Here is a 16,223-nt window from a genome sequence, read left to right as displayed (position 1 = left end):
CTGCTCGCGAAGACGGCTTATGCATTAGCACTGATTCGAATCAACAAGGAACTGTGCCGACACTTGTAGGCTCGTACCAATAAGAGCGCCGCCATTTTGAGTGGCGCCCCGGGGAGATCTACCGTTATGCCCGAAACCTCGACCGCCATTGCCGATATCCACATGCTCGACAGCGGCTACGCCCACGAAGCGCGCTCCCTGCTTTACCACGCTTACCGGCACGAACCGACCTTCGGCTACCTGTTCGAGGCCGAACGTCCCGGCTATGAACACCGTGTGCGGGCGACGGTGCGCGAACTGGTCAAACAACACTTTCTTCAGGATCTGCCGGCCATCGGCCTGCTGGTCAACGACCGCCTGATCGGCATCGCGTTGATCGCCCCGCCACAACGTCGCCTGGGCATCACTGAAAGCTGGGCCTGGCGTTTGCGCATGGTGCTCAGCACCGGTTTTCGTTGCACCCGTCGCTACCTCGATTACCACGCCGCCGTGGCGGCCTGCGTACCGTCCGACTCGGTGCATGTCCTGCCGTTGCTGGGGATTCATCCGCAGTTCCAGGGCAAGCACTTCGGCGAGCAACTGCTGCAAGCGGTGCATAACTGGTGCGCTGTGGATGAAACCTCCCAGGGCGTGATGCTTGATACCGGGAACCCGCGTTATCTGGAGTTTTACAAGCGTCAGGGCTATGAGGAAATTGGCGAGGTCGCCGTCGGACCGATCCGCGAACACGTGTTTTTCCACGCCAATCCCCAGGTGTTACAAGCAGCAACGGCATAACGGTAGAACTTTCACGCCACGCCAGGCTCTATCACGCTCCCAAGCTCGTGATAGCATCCGCGCCTATGAAGTTTCCAGGAAGATTTACCAGTGGCGTGCTGATGCTGTTCACCAGCTGCGCGGCACTGGCGCAAAGTGAATTGGATGTGCGGATCAAACCGTCCAACGATGAACTGAAAGCCAATATAGAGGGCTATATCGGCAGCCTCGGCGACCGTGACGAAGAAGCCTTGCTGCGCTTCAGTCGTGGCGCCGAAGAACAGGCGCGCAAAGCTGCCCAGGCCCTGGGTTATTACCAGCCGCAGATCGACAGCGACGTGAAGGGCGGCAAGACACCGCGCCTGATACTCAACATCGATCCCGGCGAGCCGGTGCATTTGCGCAACGTCACAATTCGCATCGACGGCCCGGCGGCCTCCCTCAAAGCCTTTCGTGTCCCCAAAAGCGCTGCACTTAAAACCGGCGCGGTGCTGAACCATGGCCTTTATGAAGACGCCAAGAAACTGATCCAGAACCAGGCTTCGCGCTATGGCTTCTTCAGCGGCCACTTCACTCATCAGACGTTGTCGGTGGACCCCCGCGCCGGCGTCGCCGACATCGACCTGGTCTATGAAAGCGGCCCGCGTTACGCCTTGGGCAAGGTCAGTTTCGAGGGCGACACGCCATTCGACGAAGACTTGCTGCGGCGCATGGTGCCGTTCAAGGAAGGTGCGCCTTACGACTCCGAACTGATCGCCGAGCTTAATCAGGCGATGCAATCGAGCGGCTATTTCGAAAGCGTGCGGGTGGATGCGGCACCCACGGCGTCGAAGAACGATGTGATCCCGGTCGACGTCAAGCTCGAAACCCGCAAGCCACGGACNATGGGCCTGGGCCTCGGTTACTCCACCGACGTCGGCCCGCGTGGCAAGGCCAACTGGACCCGCCACTGGGTCAACCCTCAGGGCCACAGCTATGGTTGGGAAGCCGAACTGTCGGCGCCGCGGCAGAACGTCGGGGTGTNGTACGACATCCCCCTGGACCCGCCGCTGACCGACAAATTGCGCTTCGCCGGCGGTTATCAAAACGAAGAAATCGCCGATAAGGATTCTCTCAGCAAACTCCTGACCCTCGGCCCCGAATGGCACAGCAAGTTGCCCAGCGGTTGGCAGCGGGTGGTGTCGCTCAAGTGGCAACGCGAGGAATACCGGCTCGGCGATGATTCGGGACTCAGTAATCTGGTGATGCCGGGGATCAATTATTCCTACCTGCGCAGCGACAACCGCATCGACCCGCACAATGGCTATCGCCTGGAATTCGAGACCAAAGTGGCCAAGGAAGGCTTGGGTTCGGACAACAACCTGGTCTACGGCACCGCGCTGGTCAAAGGCTTGACCACGGTCTTCGACAAGCACCGTTTCCTCGGTCGGGTGCAGGTCGGCGGCAGCGCCACCAATGGCTACAAGTCAATACCGCCGTCGTTGCGCTTCTTCGCCGGTGGCGATCAGAGCGTGCGCGGCTACGACTATCAAAGCCTGTCCCCGGAGAACTCCGAGGGCGACCGCATCGGTGGCCGCTACATGGTTGCCGGCAGCGTCGAATATCAGTACTCCGTCGCTGAAAAATGGCGGGTCGCGACCTTCGTTGACCAAGGCAACTCCTTTAATACACTCGAACTGCCGAACCTGAAGACCGGCGTGGGCATCGGCGTGCGCTGGGTTTCCCCGGTGGGGCCCATTCGCCTCGACCTGGCTCACGCGATGGACGACGACGGCGGCATTCGACTGCACTTTTCCATGGGGCCCGAGCTGTGAAGCGTGGTTTGAAAATAACGCTGCTGGCGATTCTGGCGCTGCTGATGCTGGTTGTACTGGCCGTGACCTCGGTGCTGGGCACCGCGACGGGCAGCCGTTGGGCGCTCGGCCTGGTGCCGGGCCTGACCGTGGAGAATTTCCAGGGCCGACTGGGCGGGCANTGGAGTGCCGATCATCTGCTGTGGCAGCAGGACGCCAGCCGGGTTGAGCTGAGCCAACCGATATTCGCCTGGTCGCCGCTGTGCCTGACGCGCATGACCTTGTGCATCGAGCAATTGAAGGTCGATCAGGTCAGCCTGCAATTTCCACCGGGTAGCGATGAAGACAGCAGCGGCGATATCGAGCTCCCGGAGCTGAAGTTACCGTTGGCCATCGAGTTGGGCGACGTCCAGATCGGCAGCCTGCTGTTCAACGGCAGCGAAGAACTCAAAGGCCTGCAACTGGCTGCGCACTGGACGGCACAGGGCATGCAGATCGACTCGGTGAAGTTGCAGCGTGACGATTTGAGCTTGAACCTTTCAGGCCTGCTGCAACCCAGCGGCAACTGGCCGCTCAAGGCCCAAGGCACGTTGACCCTGCCGGCCCCCGAGCCTTGGAGCCTGGCGCTGAAGGTGGACGGCGACCTGCTGAAAACCCTGAACCTGAAAGCCGACAGCAGCGGTTACCTGAACGGACAACTGACCGGTGAACTGCAACCGCTGGTGGACAACCTTCCGGCGAAAGTACGGATCACCGCCGATGGCTTCAAGCCCAGCGCCGAGTTGCCTGACACCCTGCAACTCAATCAACTGGACCTCACCGCCAAGGGCGACCTGAGCAACGGCTACCAGTTGCTCGGCAAAGCCACGCTGCCCGCAGAAAAAGGCCCGATTGCGTTGTTGCTGCAAGGCAAGGTCGACGCCAACGGCGCGCAGATTGCCGCCCTCGACCTGACCGCCAACGACAAGCAAAGCCTGAAACTCACCGGCAACCTCGACTGGAGCAAAGGCCTGAGCGCCGATGCGAAGATCGACTGGCTGGATTTTCCGTGGCACAGCCTTTATCCACTGATCGATGAGCCCGAAGTGGCGTTGCGCAGCTTCAACGGTGAAGTCTCCTACACCGACGGAAAATACATCGGTCACTTCACATCGGCACTCGATGGTCCCGCCGGTGCGTTCAGCCTCGAAAGCCCGTTCAGCGGCGACCTGACGAAAATCTATCTGCAACAGATTCAACTCGAAGCCGGGCAGGGCAAGGCCGTGGGGCATCTGAACCTGCAGTTTGCTGATGGCATTGCCTGGGACACCGCGCTCGACCTCTCGGCGATCAACCCGGCGTATTGGGTCGCGGANTTGCCNGGCACGTTGGCCGGGCCGTTGCGCAGCACAGGCGAAATGAAGAATGAGAAGCTCAGCCTGAGTGCCGACCTGGACCTGAAAGGCAAACTGCGCGGGCAACCGGCGGTGATCCAGGCCAAGGCCGACGGCGGCGGCGAGCAATGGAACCTCAACGCGCTGCAAATCCGCCTCGGTGACAACAGCATCAACGGCAAGGGCAGCCTGCAACAGAAGCTCGCCGGCCAGATCGACATCAAGCTGCCACGCCTGGCCCAGCTCTGGCCGCAACTGCGCGGTCAGCTCAACGGTCGCCTCGATGTCGCCGGCACGCTCAAGGCGCCGCAAGGCAAGCTCGGGTTGCAAGGCACGCAACTGGCTTTCGAAGACAATCGCCTGCAAAGCCTGAATCTGGACGCGACCCTCGACGGCGCGCAACGGGCAAAAATCGACCTCAAGGGCAGCGGCATCCAGGCCGGTGACACGTCCTTGGGAACGCTGACCGCCACTGGTCAGGGCGATATCAAGAACCAGAAACTCGCCCTCAACCTGCAAGGACCGAAGCTGAAACTGGCGCTCGGCCTTGACGGTGCGCTGGACAAGGGCAACTGGCGCGGACGTCTGGCCAGCGGTGATATCCAGGCCGGCGGCCAGGATTGGAAACTGCAAGGCCCGGCGAAGCTTGAGCGGCTGGCGGACGGCAAGATCAATTTCGGCGCCCATTGCTGGATGTCCGGCGCGGCCAGTCTGTGCGGCGAAGACCAGCGTCTGATGCCGGAACCGAAGCTGCGTTATCACCTCAAGCAATTCCCGATTGAAAGCCTCGCGCAATGGTTGCCGAAGGATTTTGCCTGGAAGGGGAAACTCAACGCCGACCTGCAACTGGACCTGCCGGCCAGTGGCCCGAACGGCCAGATCAGCGTCGATGCCAGCGGCGGCACGTTGCGCATGAAGGAGAAGGACCAGTGGCTGGACTTCCCGTACCAGACCCTGAAACTCACCAGCAAACTCACGCCCAAACGCATCGACACCGACCTCAACTTCGTCGGCGGCAAGCTCGGCGAACTGATGGTGCAGGCGCAAATCAATCCGCTGCCGAAAAACAAACCGCTCACGGGGTCGTTCCGTCTCAGTGGGCTGGATCTGTCGGTGGCGCGGCCGTTTGTGCCGATGGTCGAGAAGCTCACCGGGCGTTTGAACGGCAGCGGCACGCTTTCCGGTGATCTGCTGGCGCCGCAGGTGAACGGCAATCTGCTGCTCAGCGACGGCGAAGTGTCCGGGCCTGAATTGCCGATGGAGTTGCAGGGCTTGCAGCTACAAGCGCAGATCGCCGGCGAAACGGTTCAGTTGAGCGGCGGCTGGAAAAGCGGCAAGAGCGGGCAGGGCAGTCTCAACGGCCACATCGCCTGGGGGCAGGCGCTGGTGGTGGACCTGACGCTCAAGGGCTCGCAATTGCCCGTCACCGTCGAACCCTACGCCAAGCTGGAAGTGGCGCCGGACCTGAAGATCTCGATGAAGGACGACCAACTGGCGATCGCCGGCAAAGTGCAGGTGCCCAAGGGCGACATCACCGTGCGTGAATTGCCGCCGTCGACGGTCAAGGTCTCGGATGACACGCTGATCGTCGGCAGCCAGACCGAGGAGGGCAAGCCGCCAATGGCCATGAAGATGGACATCGATGTGGTGGTGGGTGAGGACAAACTCAGTTTTGCCGGGTTTGGCCTGACTGCCAANGTGCAGGGCCATGTGCATATCGGCGACAACATGGACACCCGTGGCGAGCTGTGGCTCAACGACGGNCGTTATCGAGCCTATGGCCAGCGTCTGACGGTGCGCCGTGCACGGCTGCTGTTCGCCGGCCCGATTGACCAGCCGTATCTGGACATCGAAGCCATTCGCCAGACTGACGACGTGATCGCCGGCATTCGCCTCAGCGGCAGCGCCGAGCAGCCGACTACGCAGATTTTCTCCGAACCGGCCATGAGCCAGGAACAGGCCTTGTCCTATCTGGTGCTGGGGCGCCCGTTGAGCACTAACGGTGAAGACAACAACATGTTGGCCCAGGCGGCGCTCGGGTTGGGCTTGATGGGCAGCTCGGGGGTGACCGGCAAACTGGCCAACGACCTGGGGATTCAGGACTTCCAGCTCGACACCCAAGGCAGCGGCAACACCACCAGCGTCGTGGCCAGCGGCAAGATCACCGAAAAACTCAGCCTGCGTTACGGGGTAGGCGTGTTCGAGCCGGCCAGCACCATTGCCTTGCGCTACTTGTTGAGCAAGAAGGTCTACCTGGAAGTGGCCAGTGGCGTGGCCAGTTCGCTGGATATCTTCTACAAGCGGGATTTCTAAGCCCGCGTTCCTTCAAAAAGACCGAGTCGGCCCAATCGCGGGCAAGCTCGCTCCCACAAGGTTCAGTGTGATCCCTGTGGGAGCGAGCTTGCTTGCGATGGCGTCAGATGCGTCACCGCAAATCCATCGCCATTTATCAGTCAAATAGCAAGCAACCTAACTATTACGTTGACATTCGCTGCCTAGGCAGTAACATCTCGTCATACATTCTCTGCCTAGGCAGCTAATTGGTGGTCAGATGAAACATTTCACCCCGGACGCATTCCACACCTGCCATCTCGGCCTCCTGCTCGGGCGCGCTGCGCTGCTCAAGGACCGGATCATCGACACGCACATGGAGCCCCACGGCATCACCGCCGCGCAGTTCAAAGTGCTGATCATCATGGCCCAGTTTGATGTGGACACCCCGGCCGAGCTGTGCCGCAACTTGTCGCTGGACAGCGGTTCCATGACCCGCATGCTCGATCGTCTGGAGCAAAAGGGCCTGCTGGCGCGCAAGCGTTCCGAANCGGATCGCCGTCAGGTGCAACTGGTGCTGACCGAGCAAGGCCAGCAATTGACTGACCGCCTGCCGGAAATCGGCGCCGACGCCATGAATGAGCTGGCCGGCGCGATCACCCCGGAAGAACTGAAAACCCTGGAGCAGATTCTCAAGAAAATGCTGGTAGCAGCCGGTGACTCGATCACCTTGCTGCGGGTAGGTGACCAATGAGCAGTAAAACCCTGCGTGCCGGCCTGAGCCTGGTGCTGGCGGCCATGACACTGGCCGGTTGCGCCAGTTACAGCGGCCTGACCACTGAAGGTAAAAGCCTCGATGCGAAATCCCTCAAGGCCGGGCAATCCCTGAGCGGCGTGACCTTGTCGCCTGCGGCCTGGCCAAAAAGCGATTGGTGGAAAAGCCTGGGCGACCCACAGCTCGACGGCTTGATCCATGAAGCGCTGCACGACAGCCCCGACATGCAGATCGCCGACGCTCGCGCTCACCAGGCCAGCGCCGCTGCGTATGCCGCCGATGCCGCGCGGATGCCGACCCTCGATGCCAGCGCTGGCGTGAGCCGTTCGCGCCTGGCCAAGGACCAGGACCCGCGCGGCGAGGGCGATGCCTACGCCACCGTGCGTAATATTGGCGCCAGTTTCAATTACAACTTCGACCTCTGGGGTGGCCAGCGCGCCGCCTGGGAAGCCGCCTTGGGCCAGGCGCGTGCCGCCGAAGTCGATCAACAAGCCGCACGCCTGACCTTGGCCGCCAACGTGGCCAAGGCCTACAGCGACCTGGGCCAGGCCCATATCGTGNATGACCTGGCCAATGAAGACCTCAAACGCACCAGGCAAATGCTCGACCTGAGCCAACGCCGCCTCAGCTCCGGCATCGACAGCCAGTACCAGTACCAACAGACCGAAAGCCTGGAAGCCAGCTCCCAGTCCAGCCTGATCGACGCCGAAAAACGCCTGCAAAGCGCAAAAATCGCCTTGGCGGTACTGCTCGGCAAAGGCCCGGATCGTGGCAATGAAATCGCCCGGCCGAAGATCCTGCAAGCCAGCGCCGTGGCGCTGCCATCGGTGTTGCCGGCCGAGTTGCTCGGTCGTCGCCCNGACCTGATCGCCGCGCGCTGGCGGGTGGAGGCGGCGAGCAAGAACGTGGCCGCGAGCAAAACCCGTTTCTATCCCAACCTCAACCTGAGCGCGAGCGCCGGGGCCGAGTCGTTGCTGGGGGATGCGATGTTTGGCTCAGCCAGTCGTTTCTTCAGCATTGCGCCGACGATCTCGTTGCCGATCTTTGACGGTGGCCGCTTGCGTGCCGACCTGGATGCCCGCGACGCCGATTACGACCTGGCGGTGGCTCAGTACAACAAAACCCTGGTGCAAGCCTTGGGCGACGTCAGCGACACCATCAACCAGTTGCGCGACATCGGCCGGCAGATCGGGGCGCAGCAGCACGCCACCGACATTGCGCAGGATTCTTACAACACCGNGGTGCAGCGTTACAGCTCAGGCATCGGTAATTACCTGGATGTGCTCAGCATCGAGCAGCAATTGCTCCAGGCCCAGCGTCAGTTGGCCAACCTGAATGCCGAGCAGATCGACCTGTCGATCCAACTGATGCAGGCGCTGGGCGGCGGCTTCCAGGGCGAAACCCTGACCGCAGCCAACGCACTCCCAGCCACGCAGCACAATTAATTCAAGGTATTGGTCATGGCCACTGCAGAAAACACCCAAACCCCTGACAACGCTCAAGACACCAGCAACCCGCGCAAACGCAAAATCATGCTGGTGATGCTCGCGATCGTGGTGATCCTCGCCGGTGTCGGCGTCTGGGGGTATCACGAATTCTACGGGCGCTGGAATGAAAGCACCGACGACGCCTACGTGAACGGCAACGTGGTGGAAATCACCCCGCTGGTCACCGGCACGGTAGTCAGCATCGGCGCCGACGATGGCGACCTGGTCCACGAGGGCCAGGTGCTGATCAATTTTGACCCGAATGACGCCGCTGTCGGCCTGCAAAGTGCGCAGGCCAACCTGGCGCGCACCGTGCGTCAGGTGCGTGGTCTCTACAGCAATGTCGACGGCATGAAAGCCCAAGTGCTGGCCCAGCAGGCCAACGTGCAAAAGGCTCAGGACAACTACAATCGCCGTAAGAATCTGGCTGCCGGCGGCGCGATTTCCCAGGAAGAACTGTCCCATGCGCGTGACGACCTGACCTCGGCGCAAAATGCCCTGGCCAACGTGCAGCAACANTTCAAAACCACCAGCGCGCTGGTGGATGATACCGTGGTCTCGTCGCATCCGGACGTGATGGCGGCGGCTGCGCAATTGCGTCAGGCCTATCTGAACAATTCCCGCAGCACCTTGATCGCACCCGTTACCGGNTACGTNGCNAAGCGCACCGTGCAACTGGGCCAGCGCGTGCAGCCGGGGACTGCGTTGATGGCGGTGATCCCGCTGAACCAACTGTGGATCGACGCCAACTTCAAGGAAACCCAACTGCGCGATATGCGTATTGGGCAGCCGGTGGACATCGAGTCCGACATCTACGGCAGTGACGTGAAGTTCAGCGGCACCGTGGATAGCCTGGGCGCCGGTACCGGCAGCGCGTTCGCCCTGCTGCCGGCGCAAAACGCCACCGGTAACTGGATCAAGATCGTGCAGCGGGTGCCCGTGCGTATCCATATCAACGCCGATGAACTGGCCAAGCACCCGTTGCGGGTCGGCCTGTCGACTCAGGTCGATGTGAACCTGCACGACCAGAGCGGCCCGGTGCTGGCGCAACAGCCGCCGCAAAAAGCTTCGTTCAGCACCAACGTCTACGACCGTCAGCTGGCCGAGGCCGACGCGATGATCACTCAGTTGATCCACGACAACAGCGCGGCGGTCAGCAAAACCGTCCAGCGCTGATTCGCCATCACACCGGTCCTGTGGGAGCGAGCTTGCTCGCGATGGCGGATTTGCATTCNGCGAGCAAGCTCGCTCCCACAAGGTCAGCGGCACCCTTTGAAAGGCGCCGCGCCTGCCCAGCTTCAAGGGATTCACAATGAGCAATAACGCGTCTTTCACGCCGCCCAGCCTGCTGCTCAGCACCATCGGCCTGTCGCTGGCGACTTTCATGCAAGTGCTCGACACCACCATCGCCAACGTGGCGTTGCCGACCATCTCCGGCAACCTGGGTGTGAGCTCGGAGCAGGGCACCTGGGTGATCACTTCGTTTGCGGTGAGCAACGCGATTGCCTTGCCGCTCACCGGCTGGCTGAGTCGGCGTTTCGGTGAGGTGAAGCTGTTTCTCTGGGCGACGATTCTGTTTGTGCTGGCCTCGTTCCTCTGTGGTATTTCCACTTCGATGCCCGAGCTGATTGGTTTTCGGGTGCTGCAAGGCCTGGTCGCGGGGCCGTTGTACCCGATGACCCAAACCTTGCTGATTGCGGTCTACCCGCCAGCCAGGCGCGGCATGGCCCTGGCGTTATTGGCGATGGTCACGGTGGTGGCGCCGATTGCCGGGCCGATCCTCGGCGGCTGGATCACTGACAGCTACAGCTGGCCCTGGATTTTCTTTATCAACGTGCCCATCGGCATCTTTGCGGTGATGGTGGTGCGTTCGCAACTGAAGAAGCGTCCGGTGGTGACCAGCTACCAGCCGATGGATTACGTGGGTTTGATCACGCTGATCATTGGTGTCGGCGCGTTGCAGGTGATCCTCGACAAGGGCAATGACCTCGATTGGTTCGAGTCGAACTTCATCCTCATCGGCGCGGCGATTTCAGTGATCGCGCTGGCCGTGTTCGTCATCTGGGAACTCACCGACAAACACCCGGTGGTCAACCTGCGGCTGTTTGCCTACCGCAACTTCCGCATCGGCACCATTGTGTTGGTGCTGGGGTANGCCGGGTTCTTCGGCATCAACCTGATCCTGCCGCAATGGCTGCAAACCCAGATGGGGTACACGGCGACGTGGGCGGGGCTGGCGGTGGCACCGATCGGGATTCTGCCGGTACTGATGTCGCCGTTTGTGGGCAAATACGCGCACAAGTTCGACCTGCGCTTGCTGGCCGGCCTGGCATTTCTGGCGATTGGCTTGAGCTGCTTCATGCGGGCGGGCTTCACCAATGAGGTGGACTTCCAGCACATCGCCCTGGTGCAACTGTTCATGGGTATTGGTGTGGCACTGTTCTTTATGCCGACCTTGAGCATCTTGATGTCCGATTTGCCGCCGGCACAAATCGCCGATGGCGCCGGCCTTGCGACGTTCCTGCGAACCCTGGGCGGCAGTTTTGCGGCATCGCTGACCACCTGGATCTGGATTCGCCGCGCGGATCAGCACCATGCGTACATGAGTGANANCATCAGCACTTATGAGCCCGCGACCCGCGAGGCACTGAATGCGCTGGGCGGACCGAGCAATCCAGCGTATGCGCAGCTGGATCATGTGCTGACCAGTCAGGCCTACATGNTGTCCACCGTGGATTACTTCACGTTGCTGGGGTGGATGTTCATGGGCTTGATCGTGATTGTGTGGCTGGCGAAACCGCCGTTTGCGGCGAAGGCAGGGCCGGAGGCTTCCGGCCANTGAGNCANNCACAAACCCTGTGGGAGCTGGCTTGCCTGCGATGGCGGTGGGTCAGNCAACNTCNNTGTCGACTGACACACCGCCATCGCGGGCAAGCCCGCTCCCACAGGGANTGNGGTGNGCNTNAGTTAGCGTCTAATACAGATCGAAANGTGGGAGCGGGCTTGCCCGCGATGGCGGTGGATCAGTCAAAAAAGTTGTTGAATGTGATTCCGCTATCGCGGGCAAGCCCGCTCCCACAGGTTCTTGTGTCCGGCAGTTAGATCGTGGGGGCTGCGAGTTGTGGCGGCGGGGCGAAGTCGAAGGGGGCGAGGGCAAACCCTTGCTCATCCACCTGCAAGGCCCAGCCCTGCTTGTCCCAATCCCCCAGCACGATGCGCTTGGCCGCCTGGTCACCAATCTGCAATTTGTGAATAGCCGGGCGATGGGTGTGCCCATGGATCAAGGTCTTCACGCCGTATTCCTGCATGATCCGCGGCACTTCTTCCGGCGTGACATCGACAATGTCATTGGCCTTCATCCGCGTCTGCGTCCGGCTTTCGCTGCGCAGCTTGCGCGCCAGTTTATGCCGCGTGCGCAAGGGCAGGTGCCGCAGGATGAACAGGGTGATCGGATTACGCAGGTAACGCCGCAGCTTCATATAGCCGACGTCGCGGGTGCAGAGGCTGTCGCCGTGCATCAACAGCACAGGCTCGCCATAGAACTGCACGACACTCGGGTCCTTCAATAACGTGCAGCCGGCCTGTTTGCAAAAGGCCTGGCCGAGCATGAAGTCGCGATTGCCGTGCATCAGAAATATGGCCGTGCCGCTGTCGCTAAGAGTGCGCAGGGCCTGGCAGATGGAACGCTGGAACGGCGTCATGGCATCGTCGCCAATCCACGCCTCGAAAAAGTCGCCCAGAATGTACAACGCCTGGGCGCCACGGGCGCGGCCGTGGAGCAAATCCAGAAACGCCCGGGTGATGTCCGGGCGCTCCTCTTCCAGATGCAAATCTGAAATCAGCAATATCACCCAACGATCTCGGCTTTCTCGATGATCACGTCTTCTGCTGGCACGTCCTGGTGGCCGCCTTTCATGGTGGTGGAAACACCTTTGATCTTGTCGACAACGTCGGTGCCTTCAACGACTTTGGCGAACACGGCGTAGCCCCAGCCCTGANCGTTCTTGCCGCTGTGATTCAGGAAGGCGTTGTCGGCCACGTTGATGAAGAACTGCGCGGAGGCCGAATGTGGCTCCATGGTACGGGCCATGGCGACGGTGTACTTGTCGTTGGAGAGGCCGTTGTCTGCTTCGTTCTGGATGCTTGGGCGCTTGTCTTTCTTTTCTTTCATGCCGGGCTCGAAACCGCCGCCCTGGACCATGAAGTTGCCGATGACACGGTGGAAAACGGTGTTTTCGTAGTGGCCGGCTTTAACGTATTCGATGAAGTTGGCGACGGTGATCGGCGCTTTCTCGGCGTTCAGCTCGATGACGATGTCACCGTGGTTGGTGGTCAGTTTGACTTGAGTCATGATCGGTACTCTTTCTAATAATTCGTGGGTTTCGGGGCGTTGAAGCCCTCAACCGGTCCGGCCAAATTCGGCCAAGGTGCGCAGTTTAGCGTGCCGGGCGCGAATTTCGAGGCTGTTTTTCATTTGCATCCGATTAAATGCAACCGTTTTCGGGCCTGCTCTGTCAGCGACTTGACGGCATCGGCTATGATAAGCCCCTTTGTTTTAACAGCCGCTTTGATTTGGCCAACTGGCCGCGCACTTGTACGTTCAAGGATCCTATGAGCAAGCCCACTGTCGACCCTACCTCGAATTCCAAGGCCGGACCTGCCGTCCCGGTCAATTTCCTGCGCCCGATCATCCAGGCGGACCTGGATTCGGGCAAGCATACGCAGATCGTCACCCGTTTCCCGCCAGAGCCCAACGGCTACCTGCACATCGGTCACGCCAAGTCGATTTGTGTGAACTTCGGCCTGGCCCAGGAGTTCGGTGGCGTCACGCACCTGCGTTTCGACGACACCAACCCGGCCAAGGAAGACCAGGAATACATCGACGCCATCGAAAGCGACGTCAAATGGCTGGGCTTTGAATGGTCCGGCGAAGTGCGCTATGCCTCGCAGTATTTCGACCAGTTGCACGATTGGGCCGTCGAGCTGATCAAGGCCGGCAAGGCCTACGTCGATGACCTGAGCCCGGAACAGGCCAAGGAATACCGCGGCAGCCTGACCGAGCCTGGCAAGAACAGCCCGTTCCGCGACCGTTCGGTGGAAGAGAACCTGGACTGGTTCAACCGCATGCGCGCCGGTGAGTTCCCGGACGGCGCCCGCGTGCTGCGCGCCAAGATCGACATGGCCTCGCCGAACATGAACCTGCGCGACCCGATCATGTACCGCATTCGCCATGCCCACCATCACCAGACCGGTGACAAGTGGTGCATCTACCCGAACTACGACTTCACCCACGGCCAGTCGGACGCCATCGAAGGCATCACCCACTCCATTTGCACCCTGGAGTTCGAAAGCCACCGTCCACTGTACGAATGGTTCCTCGACAGCCTGCCGGTACCGGCGCACCCGCGTCAGTACGAATTCAGCCGCCTGAACCTGAACTACACCATCACCAGCAAGCGCAAGCTCAAGCAACTGGTCGATGAAAAGCACGTGCATGGCTGGGACGACCCGCGCATGTCGACCCTTTCGGGTTTCCGTCGTCGTGGCTACACCCCGGCGTCGATCCGCAATTTCTGCGACATGGTCGGCACCAACCGTTCTGACGGTGTGGTCGATTACGGCATGCTTGAGTTCAGCATCCGTCAGGATCTGGACGCGAACGCGCCGCGCGCCATGTGCGTGCTGCGTCCGTTGAAAGTCGTGATCACCAACTACCCGGAAGACAAGGTCGACCACCTCGAGCTGCCGCGTCATCCGCAGAAAGAAGAGCTGGGCGTGCGCAAGCTGCCGTTCGCTCGCGAAATCTACATCGACCGTGATGACTTCATGGAAGAGCCGCCAAAAGGCTACAAGCGCCTGGAGCCGAACGGCGAAGTGCGCCTGCGCGGCAGCTACGTGATCCGTGCCGACGAAGCCATCAAGGACGCCGATGGCAACATCGTCGAACTGCGTTGCTCCTACGACCCGGAAACCCTGGGCAAGAACCCGGAAGGCCGCAAGGTCAAAGGCGTCGTGCACTGGGTGCCGGCCGCTGCGAGCATCGAATGCGAAGTGCGCCTGTACGATCGCCTGTTCCGTTCGGCCAACCCTGAGAAGGCCGAAGACAGCGCGAGTTTCCTCGACAACATCAACCCTGACTCGCTGCAAGTGCTTACAGGTTGTCGTGCCGAGCCATCGCTTGGCGACGCACAGCCGGAAGACCGTTTCCAGTTCGAGCGCGAAGGTTACTTCTGCGCGGATATCAAGGACTCGAAACCCGGTGCTCCGGTATTCAACCGTACCGTGACCTTGCGTGATTCGTGGGGCCAGTGATTCAAGGNATANGNNGTGCTAACGATCTACAACACACTCAGCAAAACCAAAGAAGTCTTCAAGCCGCTGGATGGCAACAAGGTGCGCATGTACGTGTGCGGCATGACCGTGTACGACTACTGCCACATCGGCCACGGCCGCAGCATGGTTGCCTTCGACCTGGTGACGCGCTGGTTGCGTTTCAGCGGCTATGACTTGACGTATGTGCGCAACATCACGGACATCGACGACAAGATCATCAACCGCGCCAACGAAAACGGCGAGTCGTTCGACGCGCTGACCGAGCGCATGATCGCTGCCATGCATGAGGACGAGGCGCGCCTCAACATCCTCAAGCCGGACATGGAACCGCGCGCCACGGACCACATCCCCGGCATGCACGCGATGATCCAGACCCTGATCGACAAGGGTTACGCCTACGCCCCGGGCAATGGCGACGTGTACTACCGCGTCGCCAAGTTCATGGGCTACGGCAAGCTGTCGCGCAAGAAAATCGAAGACCTGCGCATCGGCGCGCGCATCGAAGTCGACGAAGCCAAGCAAGACCCGCTCGACTTCGTGCTGTGGAAAGGCACCAAGCCCGGCGAGCCGAGCTGGGAGTCGCCATGGGGCGCCGGGCGTCCGGGCTGGCACATCGAATGCTCGGTGATGTCCACCTGCTGCCTGGGCGAGACCTTCGACATTCATGGCGGCGGCAGCGACCTCGAGTTCCCGCACCACGAAAACGAAATCGCCCAAAGCGAAGCGGCTACCGGCAAGACCTACGCCAACGCCTGGATGCACTGCGGCATGATCCGCATCAATGGCGAGAAGATGTCCAAGTCCTTGAACAACTTCTTCACCATTCGCGACGTGCTGGAAAAGTACCCTCCTGAGGTTGTGCGTTATTTGCTGGTGTCCAGCCACTACCGCAGCGCCATCAACTATTCGGAAGACAACCTCAAGGACGCCAAAGGCGCCCTGGAGCGTTTCTACCACGCGTTGAAAGGCCTGCCAGCCGTGGCGCCTGCCGGCGGTGAAGCATTCGTGGCACGGTTTACCGAAGTCATGAACGACGACTTCGGCACGCCGGAAGCCTGCGCGGTGTTGTTTGAGATGGTGCGGGAGATCAACCGCCTGCGCGAGAGCGATCTCGATGCAGCGGCGGGTCTGGCGGCGCGCTTGAAGGAACTGGCCAGCGTGCTGGGCGTGTTGCAGCTTGAGGCCGATGACTTCTTGCAGGCCGGCGCTGAAGGGCGGGTGGATGCGGCAGAGGTTGATGCGCTGATTGCTGCGCGTTTGGCGGCACGTGCTAATAAAGACTGGGCGGAATCCGACCGTATCCGTGACCAACTCACCGCCATGGGCGTGGTACTGGAAGACGGGAAGGGCGGCACGACCTGGCGGTTGGCTGACTGACAGCGTTATCCGCTACAAAACAAAACCCGCCTTGTGCGGGTTTTTGTTTGTGGGTAGG

11 protein-coding genes are annotated in these 16,223 nt (G+C 60.9%); 9 read left to right on the top strand and 2 right to left on the bottom strand.

Annotated elements, in window-relative coordinates; genetic code table 11:
• The first annotated feature begins 126 nt into the window (after nt 1–126).
• The 7 genes from B7L09_RS05775 to B7L09_RS05745 all read left to right on the top strand — a co-directional run bounded on the left by B7L09_RS05775 (nt 127) and on the right by B7L09_RS05745 (nt 11,297).
• Nucleotides 127–777, top strand: coding sequence for a GNAT family N-acetyltransferase (locus B7L09_RS05775; RefSeq protein WP_094468090.1), 651 nt, complete (start codon nt 127–129; stop codon nt 775–777).
• A gap of 65 nt (nt 778–842) precedes the next feature.
• Nucleotides 843–2,570: an autotransporter assembly complex protein TamA gene (locus B7L09_RS05770; protein ID WP_094468089.1), complete on the top strand. Its 1,728-nt coding sequence runs from the start codon at nt 843–845 to the stop codon at nt 2,568–2,570.
• On the top strand, nt 2,567–6,235 hold the full coding sequence (locus B7L09_RS05765) for a translocation/assembly module TamB domain-containing protein (protein WP_094468088.1): 3,669 nt from the start codon (nt 2,567–2,569) through the stop codon (nt 6,233–6,235). The genes B7L09_RS05770 and B7L09_RS05765 overlap by 4 nt, the downstream gene beginning before the upstream one ends.
• 238 nt (nt 6,236–6,473) lie before the next feature.
• On the top strand, nt 6,474–6,947 hold the full coding sequence (locus tag B7L09_RS05760) for a MarR family winged helix-turn-helix transcriptional regulator (protein ID WP_094468087.1): 474 nt from the start codon (nt 6,474–6,476) through the stop codon (nt 6,945–6,947).
• A complete protein-coding gene (locus B7L09_RS05755) occupies nt 6,944–8,413 on the top strand; it encodes an efflux transporter outer membrane subunit (protein ID WP_094468086.1) in 1,470 nt (489 codons plus the stop codon). The genes B7L09_RS05760 and B7L09_RS05755 overlap by 4 nt, the downstream gene beginning before the upstream one ends.
• A gap of 15 nt (nt 8,414–8,428) precedes the next feature.
• Nucleotides 8,429–9,631: an HlyD family secretion protein gene (locus B7L09_RS05750; protein WP_094468085.1), complete on the top strand. Its 1,203-nt coding sequence runs from the start codon at nt 8,429–8,431 to the stop codon at nt 9,629–9,631.
• 136 nt (nt 9,632–9,767) lie between these two features.
• The gene (locus B7L09_RS05745) at nt 9,768–11,297 is read left to right on the top strand and encodes a DHA2 family efflux MFS transporter permease subunit (RefSeq protein WP_094468084.1); all 1,530 of its coding nucleotides are present in this window, start codon (nt 9,768–9,770) and stop codon (nt 11,295–11,297) included.
• Nucleotides 11,298–11,553: 256 nt separating this feature from the next.
• Here B7L09_RS05745 and lpxH read toward each other — a convergent pair whose 3' ends face one another.
• Complete coding sequence (gene lpxH, locus B7L09_RS05740; protein WP_094468083.1) at nt 11,554–12,306, bottom strand: UDP-2,3-diacylglucosamine diphosphatase; 753 nt, start codon at nt 12,304–12,306, stop codon at nt 11,554–11,556.
• Nucleotides 12,303–12,806, bottom strand: coding sequence for a peptidylprolyl isomerase (locus B7L09_RS05735; RefSeq protein WP_094468082.1), 504 nt, complete (start codon nt 12,804–12,806; stop codon nt 12,303–12,305). The genes lpxH and B7L09_RS05735 overlap by 4 nt, the downstream gene beginning before the upstream one ends.
• A gap of 260 nt (nt 12,807–13,066) precedes the next feature.
• Between B7L09_RS05735 and B7L09_RS05730 the strand changes: the two genes are divergently transcribed.
• Together B7L09_RS05730 and cysS are read left to right on the top strand one after the other, a co-directional pair.
• Complete coding sequence (locus B7L09_RS05730; RefSeq protein WP_094468081.1) at nt 13,067–14,767, top strand: glutamine--tRNA ligase/YqeY domain fusion protein; 1,701 nt, start codon at nt 13,067–13,069, stop codon at nt 14,765–14,767.
• A 15-nt stretch (nt 14,768–14,782) separates the two neighbouring features.
• On the top strand, nt 14,783–16,165 hold the full coding sequence (gene cysS / locus B7L09_RS05725; RefSeq protein WP_094468080.1) for a cysteine--tRNA ligase: 1,383 nt from the start codon (nt 14,783–14,785) through the stop codon (nt 16,163–16,165).
• Nucleotides 16,166–16,223: the final 58 nt, after the last annotated feature.

The organism is Pseudomonas mandelii (genome assembly GCF_002251635.1).
GTDB classification, from domain to species: domain Bacteria; phylum Pseudomonadota; class Gammaproteobacteria; order Pseudomonadales; family Pseudomonadaceae; genus Aquipseudomonas; species Aquipseudomonas mandelii_B.
This window is presented reverse-complemented; position numbering and strand designations above follow the sequence as displayed.

What these genes read in the sequence shown, in the direction of transcription:
- B7L09_RS05730 (WP_094468081.1), top strand. Translation starts at nt 13,067, where the DNA reads ATGAGCAAGCCCACTGTCGACCCTACCTCGAATTCCAAGGCCGGACCT.
- B7L09_RS05775 (WP_094468090.1), top strand. Translation starts at nt 127, where the DNA reads ATGCCCGAAACCTCGACCGCCATTGCCGATATCCACATGCTCGACAGC.